Origin of the sequence: Undibacterium sp. MH2W (genome assembly GCF_049340215.1) — a bacterium.
Lineage (GTDB): Bacteria > Pseudomonadota > Gammaproteobacteria > Burkholderiales > Burkholderiaceae_D > Undibacterium.
Window position 1 is genome coordinate 69242 of sequence record NZ_JBMPPA010000004.1, and the last position, 22572, is coordinate 91813.

At 47.9% G+C, this 22572-nt stretch carries 25 protein-coding genes; 22 read left to right on the forward strand and 3 right to left on the reverse strand.

Annotated elements, in window-relative coordinates; translation table 11 throughout:
• The first annotated feature begins 10 nt into the window (after positions 1-10).
• From ACO0K2_RS10845 to ACO0K2_RS10880, 8 genes are all read left to right on the forward strand, one after another.
• Positions 11-1831 (forward strand): flagellin, encoded by a 1821-nt coding sequence (locus ACO0K2_RS10845; protein WP_423018615.1) that lies wholly within the window; start codon positions 11-13, stop codon positions 1829-1831.
• An 83-nt stretch (positions 1832-1914) separates the two neighbouring features.
• Positions 1915-2310, forward strand: coding sequence for a flagellar protein FlaG (locus ACO0K2_RS10850; protein WP_423018617.1), 396 nt, complete (start codon positions 1915-1917; stop codon positions 2308-2310).
• A gap of 162 nt (positions 2311-2472) precedes the next feature.
• On the forward strand, positions 2473-4488 hold the full coding sequence (fliD, locus tag ACO0K2_RS10855; protein WP_423018619.1) for a flagellar filament capping protein FliD: 2016 nt from the start codon (positions 2473-2475) through the stop codon (positions 4486-4488).
• Between the two features lie 32 nt (positions 4489-4520).
• Positions 4521-5006: a flagellar export chaperone FliS gene (gene fliS / locus ACO0K2_RS10860; protein ID WP_423018621.1), complete on the forward strand. Its 486-nt coding sequence runs from the start codon at positions 4521-4523 to the stop codon at positions 5004-5006.
• A gap of 6 nt (positions 5007-5012) precedes the next feature.
• Positions 5013-5345 carry a flagellar protein FliT gene (locus tag ACO0K2_RS10865; RefSeq protein WP_423018623.1) on the forward strand — a complete coding sequence of 111 codons (333 nt, stop codon included), beginning with the start codon at positions 5013-5015 and terminating at the stop codon, positions 5343-5345.
• A gap of 6 nt (positions 5346-5351) precedes the next feature.
• Entirely contained in the window at positions 5352-6431 is a 1080-nt protein-coding gene (locus ACO0K2_RS10870; RefSeq protein WP_423018625.1) for a flagellar hook-length control protein FliK, read from the forward strand.
• Positions 6415-6705, forward strand: coding sequence for an EscU/YscU/HrcU family type III secretion system export apparatus switch protein (locus ACO0K2_RS10875; protein WP_423018627.1), 291 nt, complete (start codon positions 6415-6417; stop codon positions 6703-6705). Before ACO0K2_RS10870 ends, ACO0K2_RS10875 begins: the two co-directional genes overlap by 17 nt.
• Positions 6706-6758: 53 nt before the next feature.
• On the forward strand, positions 6759-7517 hold the full coding sequence (locus tag ACO0K2_RS10880; RefSeq protein ID WP_423018629.1) for a flagellar brake protein: 759 nt from the start codon (positions 6759-6761) through the stop codon (positions 7515-7517).
• Between the two features lie 114 nt (positions 7518-7631).
• On the opposite strand, the gene fliE is transcribed toward ACO0K2_RS10880, so the two are convergent.
• Positions 7632-7988 carry a flagellar hook-basal body complex protein FliE gene (gene fliE, locus ACO0K2_RS10885; RefSeq protein WP_423018631.1) on the reverse strand — a complete coding sequence of 119 codons (357 nt, stop codon included), beginning with the start codon at positions 7986-7988 and terminating at the stop codon, positions 7632-7634.
• Between the two features lie 207 nt (positions 7989-8195).
• Here fliE and fliF point away from each other — a divergent pair, with 207 nt between their 5' ends.
• From fliF to ACO0K2_RS10955, 14 genes are all read left to right on the forward strand, one after another.
• Entirely contained in the window at positions 8196-9935 is a 1740-nt protein-coding gene (fliF, locus tag ACO0K2_RS10890) for a flagellar basal-body MS-ring/collar protein FliF (RefSeq protein WP_423018633.1), read from the forward strand.
• A complete protein-coding gene (gene fliG / locus ACO0K2_RS10895) occupies positions 9928-10923 on the forward strand; it encodes a flagellar motor switch protein FliG (protein WP_423018635.1) in 996 nt (331 codons plus the stop codon). Before fliF ends, fliG begins: the two co-directional genes overlap by 8 nt.
• Positions 10916-11611 (forward strand): flagellar assembly protein FliH, encoded by a 696-nt coding sequence (locus ACO0K2_RS10900; protein ID WP_423018637.1) that lies wholly within the window; start codon positions 10916-10918, stop codon positions 11609-11611. The genes fliG and ACO0K2_RS10900 overlap by 8 nt, the downstream gene beginning before the upstream one ends.
• Positions 11608-12993, forward strand: coding sequence for a flagellar protein export ATPase FliI (fliI, locus tag ACO0K2_RS10905; protein WP_423018639.1), 1386 nt, complete (start codon positions 11608-11610; stop codon positions 12991-12993). The genes ACO0K2_RS10900 and fliI overlap by 4 nt, the downstream gene beginning before the upstream one ends.
• A gap of 32 nt (positions 12994-13025) precedes the next feature.
• Positions 13026-13466, forward strand: coding sequence for a flagellar export protein FliJ (gene fliJ, locus ACO0K2_RS10910; protein ID WP_423018641.1), 441 nt, complete (start codon positions 13026-13028; stop codon positions 13464-13466).
• Between the two features lie 29 nt (positions 13467-13495).
• Positions 13496-14890: a flagellar hook-length control protein FliK gene (locus tag ACO0K2_RS10915; protein WP_423018643.1), complete on the forward strand. Its 1395-nt coding sequence runs from the start codon at positions 13496-13498 to the stop codon at positions 14888-14890.
• 219 nt (positions 14891-15109) lie between these two features.
• On the forward strand, positions 15110-15619 hold the full coding sequence (gene fliL, locus ACO0K2_RS10920) for a flagellar basal body-associated protein FliL (RefSeq protein WP_423018645.1): 510 nt from the start codon (positions 15110-15112) through the stop codon (positions 15617-15619).
• A 4-nt stretch (positions 15620-15623) separates the two neighbouring features.
• Positions 15624-16625: a flagellar motor switch protein FliM gene (fliM, locus tag ACO0K2_RS10925; protein WP_423018647.1), complete on the forward strand. Its 1002-nt coding sequence runs from the start codon at positions 15624-15626 to the stop codon at positions 16623-16625.
• A complete protein-coding gene (fliN, locus tag ACO0K2_RS10930) occupies positions 16618-17040 on the forward strand; it encodes a flagellar motor switch protein FliN (protein ID WP_423018649.1) in 423 nt (140 codons plus the stop codon). The genes fliM and fliN overlap by 8 nt, the downstream gene beginning before the upstream one ends.
• Positions 17037-17474 carry a flagellar biosynthetic protein FliO gene (fliO, locus tag ACO0K2_RS10935; protein WP_423018651.1) on the forward strand — a complete coding sequence of 146 codons (438 nt, stop codon included), beginning with the start codon at positions 17037-17039 and terminating at the stop codon, positions 17472-17474. The genes fliN and fliO overlap by 4 nt, the downstream gene beginning before the upstream one ends.
• A 7-nt stretch (positions 17475-17481) precedes the next feature.
• Positions 17482-18249 (forward strand): flagellar type III secretion system pore protein FliP, encoded by a 768-nt coding sequence (fliP, locus tag ACO0K2_RS10940; RefSeq protein ID WP_423018653.1) that lies wholly within the window; start codon positions 17482-17484, stop codon positions 18247-18249.
• 10 nt (positions 18250-18259) lie between these two features.
• A complete protein-coding gene (fliQ, locus tag ACO0K2_RS10945; protein WP_423018655.1) occupies positions 18260-18529 on the forward strand; it encodes a flagellar biosynthesis protein FliQ in 270 nt (89 codons plus the stop codon).
• A gap of 17 nt (positions 18530-18546) precedes the next feature.
• Complete coding sequence (gene fliR, locus ACO0K2_RS10950; RefSeq protein ID WP_423018657.1) at positions 18547-19368, forward strand: flagellar biosynthetic protein FliR; 822 nt, start codon at positions 18547-18549, stop codon at positions 19366-19368.
• Positions 19365-20927, forward strand: coding sequence for an NAD(P)H-hydrate dehydratase (locus ACO0K2_RS10955; protein ID WP_423018659.1), 1563 nt, complete (start codon positions 19365-19367; stop codon positions 20925-20927). The genes fliR and ACO0K2_RS10955 overlap by 4 nt, the downstream gene beginning before the upstream one ends.
• Before the next feature lie 16 nt (positions 20928-20943).
• On the opposite strand, the gene cysE is transcribed toward ACO0K2_RS10955, so the two are convergent.
• Together cysE and rlmB are read right to left on the reverse strand one after the other, a co-directional pair.
• Positions 20944-21690 carry a serine O-acetyltransferase gene (gene cysE / locus ACO0K2_RS10960; RefSeq protein ID WP_423018661.1) on the reverse strand — a complete coding sequence of 249 codons (747 nt, stop codon included), beginning with the start codon at positions 21688-21690 and terminating at the stop codon, positions 20944-20946.
• 110 nt (positions 21691-21800) lie between these two features.
• Complete coding sequence (rlmB, locus tag ACO0K2_RS10965) at positions 21801-22547, reverse strand: 23S rRNA (guanosine(2251)-2'-O)-methyltransferase RlmB (RefSeq protein WP_423018663.1); 747 nt, start codon at positions 22545-22547, stop codon at positions 21801-21803.
• Positions 22548-22572: the final 25 nt, after the last annotated feature.

Sequence of the window (22572 nt, forward strand, 5' to 3'; positions counted from 1 at the left end):
GAGAATCAAAATGTCTTCATTCATCAATACCAATATCGCGTCGATGATCGCGCAAAACAACCTGACTGCGTCTCAATCGTCGTTACAAACTTCGATGCAACGTTTGTCTTCTGGTTTGCGTATCAACTCTGCTAAAGACGACGCTGCTGGCTTGGCGATTTCCCAACGTATGACTGCACAGCTCGATGGTCAAAACCAAGCTGCACGTAACGCCAATGACGGTATTTCCTTAGCGCAAACCGCTGAGGGCGACTTATCTCAAATCGGCTCCAACTTACAACGTATCCGTGACTTGGCTGTTCAAGCAGCTAACGGCACAAACAGTGCTTCTGACCGCGCTGCGCTGAACAACGAAGCAAGCCAATTGATCTCCGAGATCAACCGTGTTGCAAGCACTTCTAACTTCAACGGTGTGAATTTGCTCGACGGTACATTCTCTAATCAAAGCTTCCAAGTTGGTGCGAACGGTACTAGCAACGATCAAATTACTATCGGCGCCATTGCAAGTGCAAAATCGTCTGCATTAGGCGTAGGGTCAGCATCCTCCTATTCAGCAAACGTCGCTGGTGCAAGTGCAACAACAGACGCGATCGGCGCTGGTGCAATCTCAATTAACGGTGTGAGCATTGGCGCATCCAGCGCAGATGGCATCTCCTACAAAGACGCTGCAGGTAGCGCGATTGCAAAAGCAGCCGCAATCAATGCAGCAACTGGTAGCACTGGCGTATCCGCAACGATTAATGCAACATCCGTTGCAGGTACTGCACTTACTGCAATCGGTAGTGGCGGTTTAGCATCCATTGCTGCTGGTACAATCAAAATCAACGGCGTTGACATCGGCGCAATCGCAAGCGTTGGTTCGGGTGGTTCCGTGACAGATCGTGGCGCTCAAATTACAGCTGCGATCAACTCTAAAACAACACAAACTGGCGTTACAGCTGCTTACGACACAACAACTGGTGCTGTTTCCTTGACAGCTGCTGATGGTCGTAACATCACAATTGACAAGACTGCAAGTGCTGCTGCAACGAACGCTGCGACTGGTTTGACTGCTGGTGTAACAACATCCGCCGCATCCACATCGACAACATCTGCGCAGATCAGCCTGACTTCGACAAGTTCAAAAGGCATTCAAATCGCGAATGGCTCCCAAACTTCCGTGGCAGGTGCAGCTGCAACATCGTCGACTGGTCTTGCAACAGGCGACTTGCAAATCAACGGTGTTGATATTGGCTCCGTGGCAAGTGGTGCAACCGCAGCTATCTCAGGTCAAAATATTGCTGATGCAATTAATGGTCTGACCAGCAAAACAGGCGTTACTGCAACTGCTGACTCATCGGGCGTCTTGACTTTGACTTCATTGACAAACTCGAACGTCGTCATCGCAGGCTCTACAAACGGTCTCGCAAGTTCTGGTCTGACAGCAGGTACAACAAATGCTGGCTCATCAACAGCATCAGGTGCAACAGCTGTTGGTCTGACCTTGGGAACGACGAAAGCTTCGCAAACTGTGGGCGCAGGGTTATCCTCGCTTGATTTAACCAGTGCGTCAGGTGCCACATCAGCATTAGCAACAATCGATGCTGCTCTGGCTTCAGTCAACAGCTCACGTGCGTCTTTGGGTGCGTTCCAAAACCGCTTTACTTCTGCTGTTACAAGCTTGCAAACTTCACAAACAAACTTAGCAGCATCTCGTAGCCGTATTCAAGATGCCGACTTTGCTTCTGAAACTGCAAACATGACACGTGCACAGGTATTGCAACAAGCTGGTACTGCGATTTTGGCGCAAGCTAACTCACAACCAAGCGGTGTTCTCGCCCTGTTACGTTAATTATTTGGCTAGTACGCCACTGACGTAGAACATTCCCCCGATCAGCCACTGGTCGGGGGAATATCACATTGAAGGACTAGATCATGGACATCCCTTCTATCGGAAGCGCAACATCTCCAGGATTGATCACACCTGATAAATCGACGGTTGCAACGACAGCGCCCGCCTCGTCCACGGCGACGACAGCAAGCACGAATGCAGCCCCATCACAAGCACCAGTTGCAGCGACCACACCGGAAGCGAAGAAAAACACAGACCCTGCTCAGCTAGATAAAGCGGTCAACGATATCAACAAGTCGCTCCAAGATCGCGGACGAGATGTACGATTTAGCATCGATCAAAGCTCAAAACGCGTCGTTGTTAAAATTGTCGAGCAAGGCACAAATAAAGTACTACGCCAGATTCCAACTGAACAAGCACTTGAAATCTCACAATCTTTGGATAAATTACAAGGATTGATCATTAAGCAGGAAGCTTGAGTCTGGTGAGAGTAGGATAAAAGACCTATTTGCCGCAGTCATTGGCATTACCGTTAGATTTTTTGTATCTCATTTTTAAAATAGCGGGGAAATACCCCTCTGTCATGCAAATTGGTTCACCGCCAGATTTGATACAGTTAGGGCTAGCAAAGGAGAACTATTGTGTCCGTATCATCAATCGGCGTCGCTTCAGGATTACCTCTGGATAGCATTATCAGTAAATTAATGGCTATTGAGAGTCAACCATTGACTGCGATTCAACAAAAGCAAACGAGTTACAATGCTGACGTGACCGCCTATGGCGCACTCAGCGGTGTGATTAGTGCTTTTCAAAGTTCCCTCACGACCCTCAGCAGCCCTTCAACTTTTAATAATTTAACTGCTACATCAGGTGACAGTTCTATTGCAAGCGCAACCACGACGAGCGTGGCCACTGCAGGCACGTATAACGTTAACGTGACCCAGCTAGCCCAAGGTCAATCCATATCCAGTGCAGGCCAAACGTCAGCGACGAGTACCATTGGTTCAGGCCAAAGCACTACCCTAACATTTCAATTTGGCACCATCAGCGGTGGAACTTCGAGCAACGGTGTGTACACTGGCGCAACATTCACTCAGGATGCCACCCAGGCGACAGGATCTATCACGATAGATAGTAGCAATAATTCATTGCAAGGTATCCGCGACGCCATTAATAATGCAAACGTCGGCGTCAAAGCCTCGATCATCGGTGACGGTAGCGCGACACCTTATCACCTTGTGCTCGCATCAACTAGCACAGGTGCTACCTCAAGCATGAAAATCAGTGTGAGTGGTGATTCAACGTTGCAGAATTTACTGTCTACTGATCCGGCAGGCACTCAGAATTTCAAAGAAATCAACGCAGGACAAAGTGCAAATCTGACAATCAACGGTATCGCCGTGACGAGTACGACAAATAATATCAGCTCCTCCATTCAAGGCGTAACGCTGAAGTTGGGTAAAGTAGGAACGACCACCGTCAGTGTTGCTGCCAATACCGCAGCTGTAACGACGGCCGTCAATTCTTTTGTCACAGCTTACAACAATATCAACAGCACCATCTCTCAGCTTACGTCGTACAACTCAACGACCAAAGCGGCAGGTGCATTGCTCGGCGATCCAACGGTAAGCACTGTGCAAGATCAACTCAGAAGTACATTAAGTAACGCTGTGAATGGTCTTGGTGGGCAATTCACTTACCTCGCACAAATTGGCATCACTTTTCAAAAGGATGGCTCTCTCGCGGCAGACGCAACCAAGCTTCAAACCGCGTTATCCAATAACTTTACCGATGTAGGGGGATTGTTTGCGGCAGTGGGCCAATCGACAGACAGTTTGACCAGACAAGTAGGCTCAACAGCGAATACGCAAGCTGGAAACTATGCACTTAACATCACCCAAGTGGCGACGCAAGGGTATTTGGTTGGCAATACCAACTTGAATAGTGCTCAGACGACGATTGCTTCGGGGACAGCGATCAACGTCACGCTAGACGGGATCACCGCCGCCGTTAACTTACCCGCGGGTAGCTATAATGCAACTCAATTGGCGTCGATGATTCAGTCGTCTATCAACGGCACATCGAATTTTTCAGGTGGCGGCTTATCGGTAGCTGCGTCGATTGATAGTAATGGATTCCTCAATTTAACCTCCGGTAGCTATGGCAGCAAATCTGTCGTGAGTCTAGCAAACGGTACAGGAACGACGATCTCCGCTTTAACTGGAACATCTTCTGCAGGTTTTGTTGGGAAAGACGTTGCAGGTACTTTAAATGGTGTCTCAGGCACAGGAAACGGACAGATTCTTACTGGCGCAAGTGGCAGCGCATCCGATGGGTTACAAGTCATCGTCAATGGTGGAGCCACAGGTGCTCGCGGCACCGTGTATTTCTCCCAGGGCTTTGCTTACAAGCTCAACAATGTCGTCAATAACGTCATTGGCACAGGCGGATTAATTCCCAATGCGATTGCCGGCTTCAACAGTACGTTAAAAGATCTGCAAAAACAAACAGACACATTAAACGCCCAGTTAACAGCAAAACAAACCGCACTAGAAGCACAATATAGCGCGTTGGATACGTTGGTTGCCAGTATGCAGTCGCAGTCAAGCTATTTGACGTCGCAGCTTGGTATTCTGAACGGCACCACCAATAAATAAGTTATTTACCAGTCACTCGTGAAGGACTACATATGTTTGGATCATCAAAACTATACGGCGCAAATGCTTACACCAAAATAGGTCAAGAGACCGGTGTGATGGCGGCCGATCCGCACAAACTGATCGTGATGCTCTTTGATGGCGCAATTATCGCAATTGGAAATGCGATACAGCAAATGAAAAACAAAGAGATCGCAAGCAAAGGTAAATCCATCTCTCATGCCATCTCCATTATTGATAATGGTTTGCGTGCCAGTCTCGACAAGGAAGCAGGCGGCGATATTGCAAAGAATCTCGATGCACTCTATGAATACATGAGCCGCGAGCTACTTCTTGCAAACGCAGGAAACAAAGAAGAAAAACTAGTAGAAGTACAAACGTTATTACGTGACTTGAAAGAAACCTGGGAGGCAATCAATCCAGCACCGGCCACAGCGGCTGCAGCAGCAAACAGACAAGCACCAGCAGCAAATTACGATCCTTTACAACCAAAACAAATACACGCATTTGAGGCCTGATTGAGCATGGAAAGCATAGAACTTATCTCATTGTATGAAAACGTGGCCGTCATTACAGACCAAATGCTTGCTGCGGCCCGGAAGCGGGACTGGGAATTGTTATGTCAATTGGAATCTAACTGTAGCTCGACGGTAGAGATCATTAAAAAAAATGAAGTTCCTGTACCACTGACGCCAGAGCTGAAGGAGCGTAAAATCCGGATGATCAAGAAGATCCTCGCGGATGACAGGGAAATCCGTGACATTACTGAACCTTGGATGGCCGAACTGGCTGATCTCATGCGCAGCAACCACACCTCGCGCAAATTGAATCAGGCCTATGGAGCCGCACGACTGTAGAAACTCATGTCAAATCGCCTCGATAGTGCAACAAGCCAAATCACCGCTATTGGGGCGCCCTCACGAACTACACCGACGGAGTCAGGTTCATCCAAAGATCCAACGTCGGTGACAGTGCAAGTTCTCGCAAAGCTCTCAGAAACAAGCTTCTCCGTCAAAGTCAATGGTCAGTCCACTGTGTTGGTACTTCCACCCAACACACAGATCGGAGCAACAATTACGCTCGACACCAAAATACAGCAATTACAGCAGTTACAGCAAAACGAGTTGCAAGACGCGTCAAGTTCTACCAAAGCCACTATTCAAGAACGACCTCCGGTCAATATCGCCGCCCTCTCTGCAGCGCAAGTGTTGAGTGAAGCAAGCACCGACACAACGACGTCAGGACTACTAAGCAGTCAGATACAACTCAGTGACTTTAGTCGCTTGATCGACACCCTCCTCCGCACCGACACCACACGCCAAACAACGGACATCGCGACGACCGCACCCGTATTCACAACGCCCACATCGATGCAAGACACGCATCTCATCGCCACCGCGCTACAGCAGCAAATCGGTAACACTGGTCTTTTTTATGAGTCGCATCTCGCAGAATGGATCAATGGAAAAAGAGAACTCAGTGCCATCCAAGCGGAGCCCCAAGCGAACCTACCCTCGATCGACGAAAAGGGCCTACCCGCCACCAATAGCGATGCGGCAGCATTCAAAGAAATTATTCACCTAGTTAAACAGCAACTTCACTCCCTAGAAAATGACACCGTAAAATGGCAAGGAGACTTACTCCCGGGTCATCGTGTGGAACTTGACATTCGTCGTGAACATTCCAGTAAGAAAAATGCATTTTTACCGGCGGAATCAGATGCACACTGGTACAGTGTTGTGCGCTTTTCATTACCTGCGCTAGGGACCGTGACGGCAAGAATCGGTTTGCACGGAAAGCAATTAAACGTCTCCCTACAGGCGCAAGACGAACACATTACCCAGTTCTTGAGGTCTTACGCAGGAGAATTCTCCCGCATCCTCGCCACGACCGGCACCGATTTAACCCAATTCAGCATAAAAACCGATGGCAACTCAGTCTGAGAAAACGAAAAACGCCGTTGCTATTGCCTACGAAACTGGTTCCGCTGCGCCCAAAGTAGTGGCAAAAGGCAAGGGATTGGTCGCGGATGCAATCATTGCCCGCGCAAAAGAACACAGTATTCATGTGCATGAATCCAAAGAGTTGGTATCATTGCTAATGAAAGTCGAACTTGACAAGGAAATTCCGCCTACACTATACCGCGTGGTTGCAGAACTCCTTGCATGGCTTTACCATATTGATGCTGAAAAAACACGGAATGAGGCGGAGAGTTGATCGACACACTTCGTTTCTCCGGACACATTTGACAAAAAAAATTAACAAAATATATGCAAATATCTCCAACACTTGGGACTGAAAACCAGAGTCCTTATCAAGTTGATTCTCGCAGAGAAATCATTTCCTTGCTCAGAGGTCTGCGTGATAGCAATCAACTGATCAGCATGGTGATACATAACGGCAGCGAAGTGTTCATCACATCTATCTTGGATGTTGACGATACAAACAACCTTGTCATTGTAGACGCTGCGCCAGGCAAATTGGCCAACCAGCGTATCGCTGAGGCACCTCGTGTTTCATTTGAAGGCTTGCTTGATAAAATTGGCATCCAGTTTTCAAGCACAGAAGTAAAGCAAATCGACCATGAAGACCGGCCCGCGTTGCAATTCGGCATTCCACTGACGATGATCAGACTGCAACGGCGCGAGTATTATCGAATCAATACGCCGTTATCTATGCCAATCAAAGTCAGCATTCCAGCCGACATCGATGGCAAGGTCGACATCCTGAAGTTAAGTCTGGTTGATATCAGTTGTGGTGGGATTGCGGTTCTTGACGAGAAGAAAATCCTCGATTGCACTATTGGCAAGTCTTACGAGCACTGCAAACTCGACCTACCGGGTGTAGGATTGGTTGAAATCGTACTTCAAGTAAGAAATCACCAAGAGCTAGTTTTGCTTAACGGAAAATCCAATCGCCGCATAGGTTGCCAATTCATCAACCTATCGAATGCAGTTCTCTCTCATATTCAACGTTACATCATGAAACTAGAAAGAGAACGTAACGCTAAAATGACAGGTATAGGCTAATTACGAGCCCTTCCCTGGCAAAGACCTACCATGTTTCACCGCCATCATTGTGATGGTGGTGTGACAATGATGACGCTGACAAGAATGGCGTTGTTAGCCACCATCCCAGATCAACTACACCTGCATGTTCATAATGTCGTTATAAGCAGCAACGAGCTTATTTCTTACTTGCACCGTTGTTTGGAACGAAATACTCGCTTTTTGCATCGAGATCATCACGTCAGCCAAACTGACTTTATCATCCCCCATCGCGAACTGCTCTCCCAACTTCTGAGAGTCTGCCTGGACTTGATTCACATGGTCCAAGGATGCCTTAAACGCGTCAGCAAAATTGACCTTAGACACCGCCTGTGTTGTGGAGTCGCCCTTAGCTATCGGCGTTGGCGAAGACTGCTCCATTTTGGCTGCTGCGTTGCGCAACTGAGCAACCATCGCGTCTATCTGACTGCGATCTATTCCTGATATAGCCATATCAACCTCCATAAAAGCTTAAATTTTTCTCAAGCATCACATTAACATCGATCATTTTCAGCATTCACTCAATCAGAGCGACTAAACTGGCTTTTATCTACGGATTGAATTGGCAAAAAAAGTCCAAAATTGGTACAAGTGAAAAACCCCAATGGCTTAGAGATATGCAACAAACAATCCATAGCGCGACAACAGATAAGGTGATGTATGGCAACTGCTGAAAATACTGTTTTCGATACTCCACCACCCGAGGAAGTACCCCGCTTTTTAGGGCTACCCCAAACGCCTGGCGTTCGTACCGCCCTGCTCTCCGCAGGCGCAGCACTCATTGTGGCGATCATGGTGGGTATTTGGTTATGGAGTCAGCAACCTGAGTACCGCGTGCTGTTTTCAAACTTCAACGACAAAGATGGTGGCGCGATTGTCGCATCACTGCAACAAATGAACGTCCCTTACAAGTATTCGGACTCAGGTACCGCCATCTTGGTACCGGCGAGCCAAGTACATGACGCTCGATTAAAGTTAGCAACACAGGGATTGCCAAAGGGTGGAAATGTTGGTTTCGAACTCATGGAGAACCAAAAGCTCGGGATTTCCCAGTTTTTAGAGCAAGTTAATTTCCAACGTGCTCTTGAGGGCGAACTGGCACGTACGATTCAATCAGTTTCAGCAGTACAGACAGCACGCGTTCATTTAGCAATGCCAAAGCCTTCTGTATTCGTCAGAGAGCAACAAAGCCCAACAGCGTCCGTCTTAGTGAGTGTGTATCCAGGTCGCGTGTTAGATCAATCGCAGGTGAATGCAATTTTGCATCTCGTAGCGAGTAGCGTTCCCGAACTGTCGACAAAGAATGTCTCCATCGTTGATCAAAACGGCAATTTACTCTCCGATCCTAATAAGCAAGCAGGCAACAACAATCTCGATCCTGCGCAAATTAAGTATGTGCAAGATTTCCAGGAAAATATTGTTAAGCGCGTTGAATCGATCATCAGCCCGATCGTTGGCAAAAATAACGTAAGAGCAGAAGCGACTGCGGACATTGATTTTTCCAGAAGCGAACAAGCAGCAGAAAGCTATCGTCCTAACTCGCCGCCCGAGGCATCAACCATTCGTAGCCAACAAACGAGCGAAAGCTACAATAAAAACAATAATCCTTCAGGTATTCCAGGTGCCCTAACCAATCAGCCACCTGCCCCGGCAACGGCACCCATCGTTGCCAACGGATCCAATGCGGCAAATGCAACACAATCCGCTGCATCGAATACAAGCTTGATTCAGAAGGACTCGACAACAAACTACGAAGTCGATAAAACAGTACGGTACACCCAACAAAACATGGGCGGAGTCAAACGCATCTCTGTTGCGATCGTCCTCAATTACAAATCTGAAACCGACAAGAATGGAAAAGTGGTTACACGTCCATTAACCGAAACGGAAAAAACGGAGATTACTGACTTAGCAAAAGAGGCAATGGGCTTCAACAAAGAACGTGGCGATACCTTAAACGTCGTTAATAGCCCATTTGCTGGCCCTGAAAAAGAAGTGATTGAAGAGTTGCCATTATGGAAGCAACCAGAAACGATCGCCCTCGCGAAAGAAATTGGTAAGTACCTCTTAGTTGGTGGTGTGTTAGCCTATCTGTTCTTTGGTTATCTCAAACCGATCTTGTATAAGATCATGGGCAAGGATGTCGAAGCAGAAAAAGCCAAAAAAGAACAAGAAGAGAAAGAACGCCTCGAAGCAGAGGAACAAGAAGCGGAAGAAGCGGCCGCAGCAGCAGAGGGAGACGAGGACGGTGCCGTCGTCAAACTCTCTACAGAAGAAGAAATCCAAGCAGCGAAACAAACGCAAAGCTACGAGCAGAACTTAGAATTAGCAAGAATGTTGGCAAAAGATGATCCACGGATCGTGGCAAACGTGATTAAAACATGGGTGAACAATGAGTGATGAAGGCGTACAAAAGGCAGCGACTTTTTTACTTGCCCTCGGCGAAGATGGTGCGGCGGAAGTAATGAAGTTTCTTGGGCCTCGTGAAGTGCAAAAAATCGGTGCCGCAATGGCCACGATCGGCGCCATCCCGCACGAACGGATTGCAAAGGTCATGGAAGATTTTAAAGCTGCGGCTGATATCAATTCATCCGTTGGGCTCGATTCTGACGAATATATCCGTAACGTGCTCACCAAAGCGTTGGGTGATGACAAAGCCTCTTCCTTGTTAAACCGCATTCTCGGCGGCAAGGATGCAAGCGGCATTGAAAGTCTGAAGTGGATGGATTCGCCCTCCGTTGCAGATCTCATTAAAAATGAGCATCCACAAATTATCGCCACTATTCTGGTTCACTTAGAGAGCGATCAAGCGTGTGAGATTCTCAATAACTTTACTGAACGCCTAAGAAACGATGTGGTTCTGCGTATCGCGACCCTTGACGGTATTCAACCGACCGCCTTACGCGAACTCAATGACGTGCTCACAAAACTCCTCACCGGCAATGAAAGCCTGAAGAAAAAATCCATTGGTGGTGTACGTGCTGCTGCAGAGATTCTCAACTTTATGAGCGGCGAGAACGAAGCCTCGGTCATGGACAACCTGCGCAAATACGACGGTGATATGGCAGAGAAAATCATGGATGAGATGTTTGTCTTCGACAATATTCTCGACATTGATGACAAAGGAATTCAATTATTGCTTCGCGAAGTACAGTCCGACTCACTTATTATTGCCCTCAAAGGTGCAAACCAAGACATGCGCGAAAAAATCTTCAAGAACATGTCGCAACGTGCTGCGGAAATGATGCGAGAAGATCTCGAATCGAAAGGCCCTGTTCGTTTATCCGAAGTCGAAGCACAACAAAAACAAATTTTGTTAGTCGTTCGTCGCCTTGCAGATGAAGGTCAGATTATGCTCGGTTCCAAAGGTGATGATTCTTATGTCTAGTAGTATGCTCAAAAAAGACGTGTCCGCCTATCAACGATGGGAAATGGCATCCTTTGGAGAAACGCGACCGAGTCACATTGCTGTCGCGAAAATTGAAACGCCTGAGGTCATCCCGACGCCAACAATCACACAAGAAGAAATAGACCAAATCAAAGCCAACGCGCAGAGCGAAGGCTATGCGGCAGGCTATCAGGAAGCGTACGAAAAAGGATTACACGAAGGACAAAAAGCCGGCATGCAAATCGCAGAAGATAGCATGAAGGTCCATATCGAAGCCATGGAAAATCTCGCGAGAAATTTTATCGGCGAAATTGACCGTGCGGGGAAAAATACCGGTCAAGAATTACTAGATCTCGCGATCAGCCTGGCTGAAAATATTCTCAAAACAAAACTTGAACTAGACCAAGAAGCGATACTTCCCATCGTGGAAGAAGCGATCGCGCAGGTACCGACGATCCAACAACCAGCAAATATCCTCCTTCACCCCGAAGATGCTGCGACAGTGAAGCACATCATGGGTGAGGCACTGAATTCTGATGGTTGGAAAATCGTCGCCGATGCGCAATTAGAACGTGGCGACTGCAAAATCGAGACAGCCTATAACATGGTTGATGCAACGATTGAGACACGCTGGAACACGCTCAAGGATTTGATTCACCCTCAAATGAAAAGTGCGACATCATCATGATGGATTCGACAATCACCAGCCAATGGAAGCATTTACTGAATGAGAGTAAAGCGCTTGCAGAAACGATCAGCGAGCCAATCACCGCAGGTCGCGTCACGAAAGTGACTGGTCTGGTTATGGAGGCAGTCGGTCTACGGCTCCCCGTTGGAAGCGCTTGCACAATTCACTTGATGAGCGGTGCAACAGTTGATGCAGAGGTGGTTGGATTTGATGGTGACCGGTTGTTTCTGATGCCCCACAGCGACCTCGAGGGTGTCACACCAGGTGCCGCTGTTTTCCCTGCGATTGTCGCGCCCCAAGCTGGCAAAGGCACGAAGAAAAATATCGATCGTAGCCGAAAACTTCCTGTGGGATACCAATTACTTGGACGCGTTCTTGACGGTAACGGACGCCCTCTCGATACACTGGGGCCACTCGACAGCAGCACGTCTGCGTCCCTCAGCGCCAGAATTTACAATCCACTTGAACGCGCGCCTATCGTGGATACATTGGACGTGGGAGTCCGCGCGATCAATAGCATGCTGAGCGTTGGGCGTGGGCAGCGTCTGGGTCTATTCGCAGGATCAGGCGTTGGTAAGAGTGTGCTGTTAGGTATGATGGCCCGCTATACCACCGCCGATGTCATCGTCGTGGGTCTGATCGGTGAACGTGGACGTGAGGTCAAAGAATTCATTGAACAAATTCTAGGTAAAGAAGGCCTGGCAAGGTCCGCTGTAGTTGCTGCGCCTGCCGATGCGCCACCATTAATGCGTTTGCAAGGCGCTGCCTACGCGACAACGATTGCTGAATATTTTCGCGATCAAGGACATAGCGTTCTGTTAATCATGGATTCACTGACACGCTATGCGATGGCGCAACGTGAAATCGCCCTTGCCATCGGTGAACCGCCCGCCACCAAAGGCTATCCGCCCTCCGTTTTCGCTAAATTACCCATCCTTGTTGAGCGCGCTGGTAATGGCAAAGAGGGAGGTGGCTCTATCACTGCTTTTTATACTGTGTTGACCGAAGGTGATGATCAGCAGGACCCTATCGCTGACTCCGCCCGTGCGATTCTCGATGGACATATTGTTCTCAATAGAACGCTGGCAGAAAGTGGTCATTATCCTGCAATTGATATTGAACAATCGATTAGTCGCGCAATGCACAGCATCACGACGCCTGAACATCAGCAGCTCTCGCGAAAACTCAAGCAATTATATTCTCGGTATGAACGAAGTAGAGACCTCATCAGTGTGGGCGCCTATGCACCCGGCTCAGATCCATTGCTTGACGAGGCAATTCGACTACAACCGCGTATTGCCGCGTTTTTACAGCAAGATATCTTGCAAAAAGTGAGCATAAGCGAGAGCATGGATCAACTTCGGGCTCTATTCCAAGGTTGAACGTGAAAAATGTCACCTATACTTAGATCATCATGGCAACAAAGTCACCCATTACAACGTTGATCGAAATTGCCGAAACGGATACCGATGAAGCGGCAAAAAAATTAGGTAAAACGATTCGCTACCACGAAGAAACGATCGCGAAGTTGAATCTACTTGTTCAATATCGCGATGACTATGATCTGAAATTTCGTGAGGCCGCATCGAAAGGAATCACTGCGAGCCAATATGGCAATTTTATGAGTTTCCTAGAAAAACTTGATGCTGCTGTTGATGGACAAAAGTTAGTGGTTGCCGAAGCTTTACGGCGCGTAGACGTAGCAAAAAAAGAGTGGCAAGTGTGCGAAAAGAAAAGGCTTTCCTACAACACGCTTGATAACAGGATAAAGCAAGAAATACAGAACAAAGAACTCAAGCGTGATCAGAAACAGACGGATGATTTTGCAGCGCGTGCCTATTTTTACAAGTCATAACTTTTCACATCAAAAAAGCGGTCGATATTATGAAAACGGCGAATGTTGTCAGTACCACGTATCAGCAGCAGAGTGCATCTGCCTCACAAAAGAACGCCACAACGCCGCTTGAGGAAAATGCGTTCAGTACGCATTTCAATAGAGAATTAAGCACTGTAAATAACAACCGATCGGCAACAAAAAGCAACGTCACGAATGGCGACAACAACAATAGCAATAACAACATTCAGCGTACGAGTAACAGCCGCAGCAACGACCAGAATCAAGTTGCAACAAACAAAGTAAGCGACGACACGGCATCCGAGAGTGTTGCGCAATCGACACCCTCCTCTACAGCAGTCAGTACCAATGACAAAGTCCCTGGATCTTCGGGCAAAGACAAAAAAGAGGCACAAAACAATGATAGCAATCAGGATGACAACAATCCTTTGATGCTGCTTTTCGGCGCAATGTCGTCTGTACCAAAAATAGATTTGCCCAATACAGCGTCGACACCCACTAATACAAATGCAGAGGCGAACAACGCGTCGATTAGCGCGGGCACAGCCACAGTAACCGATACACTAGCGTCTGCAAGCGCAGCCGCTGCTTCGGCACTTCCTGGAGCAAAAAAAGATACCAGCATCCTCGCACTGGAAGATAACAATGGAAATGCAAACACTGATCCGACCGATGCAAGCGATAGTCATGTCGCCGAGACAAATTTCTCTCAAAAACTCGCCAACCTGAAGGACATCGTGGCGGCCCAACATGAAGGCACGCCCAGCGAAGGAGAAAACGCAGTCAATGCAAAACCATCCACTGCGGTAAGCCCGGGAGCCAACGCAACATCGAATGAAGCAAGTATCACCGCATCTTTACAAGCAAAACTCGAAAAGATAGCAGTTGCGATAACGCCGCAAGCAACAACAGTGGCGACAAACATTGCGAATATTGCCGCCACTGCAGCACCTGCTGCCGCGGCAAATACACCGATTGCCCAGCCTTTTGGCACAAGCGGATGGGATAAAGCCGTCGGGCAAAAAGTACTTTGGATGGTCGGCGAGAGCATTCACTCGGCAGAACTCAGTCTCAACCCACCTGACTTAGGACCACTGCAAGTTGTTCTGAAGGTCACAAATGAACATGCAAGCGCCTCTTTCATGTGCGCCCAGCCCGAGGTCAGAGAGGCCTTAGAGGCATCTATGCCAAAGTTGCGCCAAATGATGAGCGACGCGGGAATACAGCTCTCCGGTTTCTCTGTCAACACGCAGGCGTCAAACCAAGGGCAACAAGGAAATAACTATCGTCCAAGCGCCCAAGAAATGGCACAAAATGGCAGAATTGGATCGAATTTACAACAAACCGAACCAACATCGACCGTCGCAACGAGGCCTTCGAGGGTATTTACATCAAGAATAGGTGAAGTTGATACTTTCGCTTAGATGTCACACTGGAAAAACTTCCACTCAACCATGTAGAATGAGGGAAGAAGGTAACGAGCTGTAGGACTGAGGGGCTTCATACGTGCATTCATACAGTGGAATGCAGGATGTAAGTGGGAATTAAATAAGAATAACCCTTCTTTTCCTTCGTTTTAAACCACCTTCCATCGTAGATAATATGGAACATCGTGGCCACTAAAGCACGTCGAGAGGATTAACATGGCGAAAGCACCTGCGAAAGCAGCTCCAGCGCACGGCGATGCCGCCCCCGCTGGGAAATCGAAGAAAAAACTGATTATCATCATTGCTGCAGCGGTCGTTGTGCTTGCAGCGGTAGGTGGCGGCGCAGCATTTTTTCTATCAAAAAAACATGCCGCATCGAAAGAAAAAGAAGAAAAAGTAGAAGCACCAAAAGTAGCAGCATTTTTACCGTTGGAACCATTTACCGTCAACCTGCAATCGGATGCGGGCGATAAGTATCTTCAAGTCACAATGACACTAGAAGTCGAAGGTGAAGAGCAAGCGAGCTTAATCAAAGCCAACATGCCACAAGTGCGTAGCCGACTTCTTTTACTGCTTTCAAGCAAAGATGCGAATGAAATTATTACCGGTGACGGTAAGGAAAAATTAGTGCAAGAAATCATTGAGAAAGTAAGCCAGCCGTTTGCAGCAAAAGGCGAGTCACAAAAAGTGAACAATGTTTATTTTACTTCTTTCGTAGTTCAGTAAGAACATGTCAGATAATTTCCTCTCCCAAGAAGAAGTCGATGCCCTTCTCAAAGGCGTAACGGGAGACCAAGATGATTCTCAGTCTCAAGAGGATACGTCTGGGGTTCGAACCTACAATCTTGCCACGCAAGAGCGTATTGTTCGTGGGCGCATGCCGACACTGGAAATCATCAATGAAAGGTTTGCTCGGCTGTTACGTATTGGCTTATTCAACTTTCTACGACGTAGTGCCGAAGTGTCTGTCGGGACTGTGCGCGTGTCGAAATACAGCGAATTCATTCGTAACTTGGTCGTGCCAACCAACCTTAACTTGGTTCACATGAAGCCCTTACGAGGCACGTCGCTCATCGTACTTGACCCTGGATTGGTGTTTCTGCTCGTTGATAATTTATTCGGCGGTGATGGACGTTTTCATACAAGGGTTGAAGGTCGTGACTTTACCCAAACAGAGCAACGGATTATCCACCGCATTTTAGAGATCATTTTCGAAACGTATGCAAAATCGTGGGAACCCGTCTATCCCATCGAATTTGAATATATTCGTTCGGAGATGAATACCCAATTTGCTAATATTGCGACACCAAATGAAGTCGTTGTCTCCACAACGTTCACGGTTGAGTTAGGTCCTGTCAGTGGTGAAATGCATTTCTGCATGCCCTACTCCATGATCGAACCTATTCGCGATTTGCTCACGAGCAGCCTGCAAGGCGAAACCCTCGAAGTCGATAAACGTTGGGTAAGGCTCATGACCCAACAAATTCAGATCGCCGAGGTAGAGATTGTTGCTGATCTGGGCACAACGAAAGTAACGCTAGAAGATATACTAAACATGAAGGTTGGCGATGTCATTCCTCTACATGTACCTGAGGTTATATCGGCGAAAGTCGACGGCACACCGATCATGGAATGTAAATACGGCGTATTTAACGGACAATATGCTTTACGCGTGGAAAAACTACTTAATTCCAGCGTACAAGAAGTAGTGCAAGGAGAAAATCATGGATGAGAACGCAGATACCCCGATTAGTGAAGACGATTGGGGCGCGGCAATTGCAGAGCAAGAAAAAGCAGAAGCAGCAGCGAGCCAAAAGAGTGAACCTGCAATTAGCCCAGCTATTTTTAACGATTTCAGCGCAAAAAGTACAACGACCGAAACCCATAACGATATCGACTTTATTCTCGATATTCCGGTACAGCTGACCGTCGAATTGGGAAGAACGAAAATCGCCATCAAGAACTTGCTACAGTTAGCCCAAGGGTCCGTTGTCGAACTAGACGGCATGGCAGGTGAACCGATGGATGTGCTGGTGAATGGCTGCCTAATTGCTCAGGGTGAAGTGGTGGTGGTGAATGATAAATTTGGTATCCGCTTAACGGATATTGTCACCCCTGCCGAACGCATTCGTAAGTTAAACAAATGATCAGTAAAACAACGAAGTTGTCCCTTTCGCTCGCAGTGGGTCTCATCTCGCAAGAGGTGCTCGCAGCCGACCCATCTGGAGTCAACTCTGGCGTCGGCTTTTTGCAAATCAGTGGCGCGCTATTATTTGTTTTGGTGCTGATGTTTGCGGCGGCGTGGTTACTCAAACGTGTCGGCCCGACAGTGACTGGTAACAAAGTACCTGTCAAAGTGGTTGGTGGTGTCAGTGTTGGAAACCGTGAGCGAGTGTTGGTCGTCGAAGTGGACGATCAGTGGCTCGTGCTGGGTGTCACACCAACTCATGTCAGCAATCTCGCAAGCATGCCGAAGAAAGACATTCCTAGCGATCCCAACCAGACAAATCTTGGTCCGTTTCAGGATTGGTTGAAGCGCACTGTAGAAAAGCGCAATGATGCGCCTGTTGATCATAAATAATCGTTGCATGAAAACACTGCGCCCCTCCCCTACCATGCTGCGCTGGTTGCTTAGCGTTTTTTGCTTATCATTGCCGATGTTTGCAATCGCAGAAACCACTGGCGGCCTGCAAGCAATTACCTCATCTCCAGCTGCGGGCGGTGGGCAAAATTATTCCCTGAGTATCCAAACGCTTCTTTTCCTGTCGGCATTAAGTTTTTTGCCTTCAGTCTTACTGATGATGACGAGTTTTACTCGCATCATCATTGTGCTGTCGATGTTAAGACAAGCGCTCGGTACACAGTCATCACCTCCCAATCAAGTCTTGGTTGGTCTCGCTCTTTTTTTGACACTGTTTGTCATGGGACCCGTCTTTGACAAGATCTATACCGATGCCTACGTACCGTTTAATGAAAATAAAATCACGATGGTTGAAGCAATGGAAAAAGGTGGCGCGCCATTAAAGCAATTCATGCTAAAGCAAACCAGAGAATCTGATATCGCTTTGTATGCAAAAATGTCCCACACACCAAAACTTCAGGGTCCTGAGGACGTCACTTTCCGCATTTTAATCCCCGCGTTTATCACAAGTGAACTCAAAACAGCATTCCAGATCAGTTTTGCAATCTTCGTTCCGTTCTTGATTATTGACATGGTTGTTGCGAGCGTTCTGATGTCGATGGGGATGATGATGGTGTCGCCGTCCATCGTGTCGCTTCCTTTTAAACTGATGTTATTTGTCCTCGTCGATGGCTGGCAATTAATTATCGGCTCTTTGGCACAAAGTTTTTATTGAGGTATTGAGTATGGCACCAGAATATGTAATGACGCTCGGACGACAGGCAGTCGAGGTAACGTTAATGCTCGCAGCGCCACTGTTACTCGTATCGTTAGTGATCGGCTTGTTGGTCAGTATTTTTCAAGCTGCCACCCAGATCAATGAATCGACCCTCTCGTTTATTCCAAAACTTGTCGGGATATTTGCGACGCTCATTATTGCCGGCCCTTGGATGCTCGGAGTATTGACTGATTACATGCGCCAAATGTTCACCAGTATCGCCACGATGGCGAGTTAATCCGCATTGACGCGTCCATGATTGCAATCACATCGAAAGAGTTGATCGGGTTGATCATGGCTTTTTTATGGCCATTAACCCGCATCTTAGGGCTGATTGCAATCGCGCCACCGTTCGGCAATAGCAGTATTCCTGCCCGTATCAAAATTGCTTTCGGTGTTGTTCTCGCACTTATCATCACGCCAGGCATCCCACCTTTTACGGAAGCCGACCCGATTTCATTGTCTGGCATCATGATCCTCATGCAACAATTCGTCATCGGACTAGGCATGGGATTCATCATGCGCCTCGTTTTTGCGGCCATTGAGATGGCGGGAACCCTCACCGGGATGACCATGGGGCTTGGTTTTGCTTCTTTTTTTGATCCACAGACCCGAGGAAATACGTCAGCCATAGCCCAATTTCTGGTGCTAGTGGCGACGGTATTGTTTTTTTCGCTCAATGTGCACCACGCCTTGCTTATTGCGTTGATGGACAGTTTTAGAACTATCCCAATTTCAATGACATTGAACAGCGGCTTTGACTTTCACCGTCTCGCAATTTGGGGAGAACAGATTTTTATTTACGGACTGAAGCTATCGATTCCACTGGTCACCGCACTACTACTCACTAACGTGGCGCTTGGTATCTTGACCAGAGCGGCACCGCAATTAAACATATTTGGTATTGGATTTACGATCACGATTAGCGTTGGCCTTTTAATCTTAGGGATGATTCTTCCGTATCTTGCGCTTCCGATGGAAATATTATTTCAGCACGGAATCGATGCGATACAATCACTTGGTACCAGCGTTCAGCATACCCTCCCCCAAAAACTCAAGCTTTTACCATCGCCATGACACTTCTAAAGCAGACTGATTTAATCCTGTTTAGTATCAACGACATCCGCGAGATAGAAACAAAGGTTGCTGCTGAAAATCCTGGCAAAAGTCTCATGAAAAAAGCAGGGAAAGCAACCGCTGCACTGGCAAAAAAATTAATTGAAAACAACGTACATCCGGTGTTAATCGTCGCCGGACCCGGCAACAATGGGGGCGGTGCATGCGCGGCGGCAGCGGATCTCGCCAAAGATGGCTATCAGGTCATCGTTGTTCTCTGCGCTGATCCCGCTACGTATTCAGAAGGTGGCAAAAAATATTTCGAAAAAGCACTTTCTCGTAAAGTCATTTTCAAAAATAGTAACAGTCTGACGTCACTCCTCAAGCAGGATTTCTCGCTCATCATTGACGGTTTGTTTGGCATTGGCCTTCATCGTCCGATAGCAGGAATCGAGAAAGAGGTCGTTCTCCATATCAATGATTACGCCAAGGAAACGCACGTACCCGTTCTCTCTATCGACGTTCCTAGCGGATTGAATGCCGATACAGGTGCAATCGTCAGATCAGAGACAGAAGAAGGTGTCTGCGTTAAAGCAGATTACACCATCACATTTCTCGGCAATAAACTTGGCCTCCATACTGCAGATGGTAAGGATTATGCTGGTACTGTCATCATTTCAGACCTCGATGTCGAACCCACAGCACAGACTGATCGTTCACCCAAGCTCAATGCACCAGCGAGTTTTCACTTTACACTTCCTCGACGCAACCACAACAGTCATAAAGGGAATTTCGGTCAAGTGGCTATTATTGGCGGCGCAAAAGGAATGGTCGGGGCGAGTATCCTCGCTGGTCGCACCGCGCTCTTCGCGGGCGCCGGAAAAGTAACGATCGGTTTTCTATCTCAAGCACCAAGTTTTGACATACTGCATCCAGAAATCATGTGTCACGATGCAGACCAGATGACGATGCGATACGACGTCATTGTGATCGGACCTGGTCTAGGTACTAGCGAGGCAGCAAAACTTCTCTTATCTGACGCACTGCGGTCGAACGCATCACTCGTGATCGACGCGGACGCACTCAACCTCATCTCGATGGATGAGTCGCTGCAAGATGCACTACGCCACAGAAATGCAGCAAGCGTTTTAACACCACACCCTTTAGAGGCAGCGCGACTTTTGCAGGAATCAACGGAGACGATTCAATCGAATCGACCTCAACATGGTCTTGCGTTAGCTAAAAAATTCAACGCGACAGTCATTCTAAAAGGTTCAGGCAGCATCATTTGCGACCAGCAAGGACAGTTACGCGTCAACACATCCGGTAATGCCGGACTGGCGACCGGAGGCACTGGCGATGTGCTGGCTGGTCTGTGTGGAGCACTTCTAGGACAGGGGCTCAGTGCATTTGATGCAGCCCAACTTGCAACATGGCTACACGGCCAAGCGGCAGACGACCTATTGAAAAAAGGAAATGGTCCGGTTGGCATGAGCCCGAGTGAGCTGCCATTCGCGATACGCCATTGCCTCAACAACCTCATCAAACACAATGGCAAGTACGCTTCACATCAACTGTAAATAATGGGCTAATTGATTAATCGACGAGGCTATTAATCTGTTCAGAGCTCAGTTTATCTTTGTCTAGATTCACATCGCAGGCGATACCAGCGCAGGAGATGGCTGCCGACAATTTTTCAATTTGCTCTTGTTGCGCAACAGCATGATCAATCAGTTTATGCAGGACCTTAGAGACAGGATCATCGCTGTTTTGCGTCACGCCATACGCTGAAAACAATTGTGTTCCGGCCGTATCCATCGCTGGCGCTTCTCTCTTAACTATATGGGCTGGATTGCCGACTGCTGTAGCGCCCGCTGGCACGGGTTTCACAACCACCGAGTTAGACCCAATCTTAGCGCCTGCACCAACAGTAAAACTTCCAAGCACTTTCGCACCAGCACCAACAATGACCCCCTGTTCAAGCGTCGGATGACGCTTTGCACCCCGTGTGAGCGAGGTACCGCCGAGGGTAACACCCTGATAAATGGTACAGTCGTCGCCGATCTCTGCTGTCTCACCAATCACTACGCCAAAGCCATGATCAATAAAGACCCGACGGCCAATGGTTGATCCGGGGTGAATCTCGATGCCTGTGAGCACCCGTGCAATATGCGATATAAACCGCCCTAACCACTTAAAACCACGAACCCAGCACCATTTAGCCCAACTATGCATGACAATCGCTTGGAACCCCGGATAACACGTAATCACCTCCCATGCATTTCGGGCGGCTGGATCTTTAGCAATAATACTCGCGATATCTTCGCGGAAACGACTGAACATGATGATAACTAATAAGAATGATTACAAAGAGATAGTAGCCTAATTAAAAAAAATGCGCCGAAGCGCACTTTTCTCTACAACACATAGGCCCTCATCGAAGAGGGCAACAATCACACCGACGTTGCTAAACGTTGACGACGCGCCTCATACAGGCACACACCAGAAGCAACAGAAACGTTTAAGCTCTCGACAGTGCCAAACATGGGCACGCTCACAAGAACATCACATGTTTCACGGGTCAAACGACGCATGCCTTCTCCTTCAGAGCCCATTACGATCGCACAACCACCTTTAAAGTCGATATCGTAAATCGTTTTACTATCGGCATCATCTGACGTACCGACAAGCAAAATGTCACGCTCTTTCAGTTCACGCAGCGTACGGGCTAAATTGGTCACAGTGATATAAGGAACGGTCTCTGCCGCTCCACTTGCCACTTTTGCCGCAGTCGCGTTCAAACCAACAGCACGATCCTTTGGCGCGATCACAGCGTGTGCACCAACGCCGTCTGCCACACGCAAACATGCGCCGAGATTATGCGGATCAGTAATACCATCGAGCACCAGCAACAAAGGCGGCCCCTCAATCGCATCAAGCAACTCATCAAGATTACGTGCAAGAGACAACTCTCCCGCTTTCGCAACCACGCCTTGGTGACGGCGTGTACCAACGATATTCGATAACCGTTGATCATCCGCATGAATAATGCGTACGCCGGCCGCTTTTGCTGCAGACAAAAGCTCTTGCATACGGCGGTCATTACGCTCTGCATCCACATAAATTTCTTCGACGGAAGACGCCTCATGACGTATCCGAGAAGTCACTGCGTGGAAACCAAAAATCATTTTACTTTTCATATTACTCTTTATTAATTTAAATCAA

Coding starts and splice junctions, on each gene's coding strand:
- ACO0K2_RS10845 (WP_423018615.1), top strand. CDS start 11: ATGTCTTCATTCATCAATACCAATATCGCGTCGATGATCGCGCAAAAC.
- ACO0K2_RS10850 (WP_423018617.1), top strand. CDS start 1,915: ATGGACATCCCTTCTATCGGAAGCGCAACATCTCCAGGATTGATCACA.
- fliS (WP_423018621.1), top strand. CDS start 4,521: ATGTTTGGATCATCAAAACTATACGGCGCAAATGCTTACACCAAAATA.
- ACO0K2_RS10865 (WP_423018623.1), top strand. CDS start 5,013: ATGGAAAGCATAGAACTTATCTCATTGTATGAAAACGTGGCCGTCATT.
- ACO0K2_RS10870 (WP_423018625.1), top strand. CDS start 5,352: ATGTCAAATCGCCTCGATAGTGCAACAAGCCAAATCACCGCTATTGGG.
- ACO0K2_RS10875 (WP_423018627.1), top strand. CDS start 6,415: ATGGCAACTCAGTCTGAGAAAACGAAAAACGCCGTTGCTATTGCCTAC.
- ACO0K2_RS10880 (WP_423018629.1), top strand. CDS start 6,759: ATGCAAATATCTCCAACACTTGGGACTGAAAACCAGAGTCCTTATCAA.
- fliE (WP_423018631.1), bottom strand. CDS start 7,988: ATGGCTATATCAGGAATAGATCGCAGTCAGATAGACGCGATGGTTGCT.
- fliF (WP_423018633.1), top strand. CDS start 8,196: ATGGCAACTGCTGAAAATACTGTTTTCGATACTCCACCACCCGAGGAA.
- fliG (WP_423018635.1), top strand. CDS start 9,928: ATGAGTGATGAAGGCGTACAAAAGGCAGCGACTTTTTTACTTGCCCTC.
- ACO0K2_RS10900 (WP_423018637.1), top strand. CDS start 10,916: ATGTCTAGTAGTATGCTCAAAAAAGACGTGTCCGCCTATCAACGATGG.
- fliI (WP_423018639.1), top strand. CDS start 11,608: ATGATGGATTCGACAATCACCAGCCAATGGAAGCATTTACTGAATGAG.
- fliJ (WP_423018641.1), top strand. CDS start 13,026: ATGGCAACAAAGTCACCCATTACAACGTTGATCGAAATTGCCGAAACG.
- ACO0K2_RS10915 (WP_423018643.1), top strand. CDS start 13,496: ATGAAAACGGCGAATGTTGTCAGTACCACGTATCAGCAGCAGAGTGCA.
- fliL (WP_423018645.1), top strand. CDS start 15,110: ATGGCGAAAGCACCTGCGAAAGCAGCTCCAGCGCACGGCGATGCCGCC.
- fliM (WP_423018647.1), top strand. CDS start 15,624: ATGTCAGATAATTTCCTCTCCCAAGAAGAAGTCGATGCCCTTCTCAAA.
- fliN (WP_423018649.1), top strand. CDS start 16,618: ATGGATGAGAACGCAGATACCCCGATTAGTGAAGACGATTGGGGCGCG.
- fliO (WP_423018651.1), top strand. CDS start 17,037: ATGATCAGTAAAACAACGAAGTTGTCCCTTTCGCTCGCAGTGGGTCTC.
- fliP (WP_423018653.1), top strand. CDS start 17,482: ATGAAAACACTGCGCCCCTCCCCTACCATGCTGCGCTGGTTGCTTAGC.
- fliQ (WP_423018655.1), top strand. CDS start 18,260: ATGGCACCAGAATATGTAATGACGCTCGGACGACAGGCAGTCGAGGTA.
- fliR (WP_423018657.1), top strand. CDS start 18,547: ATGATTGCAATCACATCGAAAGAGTTGATCGGGTTGATCATGGCTTTT.
- ACO0K2_RS10955 (WP_423018659.1), top strand. CDS start 19,365: ATGACACTTCTAAAGCAGACTGATTTAATCCTGTTTAGTATCAACGAC.
- cysE (WP_423018661.1), bottom strand. CDS start 21,690: ATGTTCAGTCGTTTCCGCGAAGATATCGCGAGTATTATTGCTAAAGAT.
- rlmB (WP_423018663.1), bottom strand. CDS start 22,547: ATGAAAAGTAAAATGATTTTTGGTTTCCACGCAGTGACTTCTCGGATA.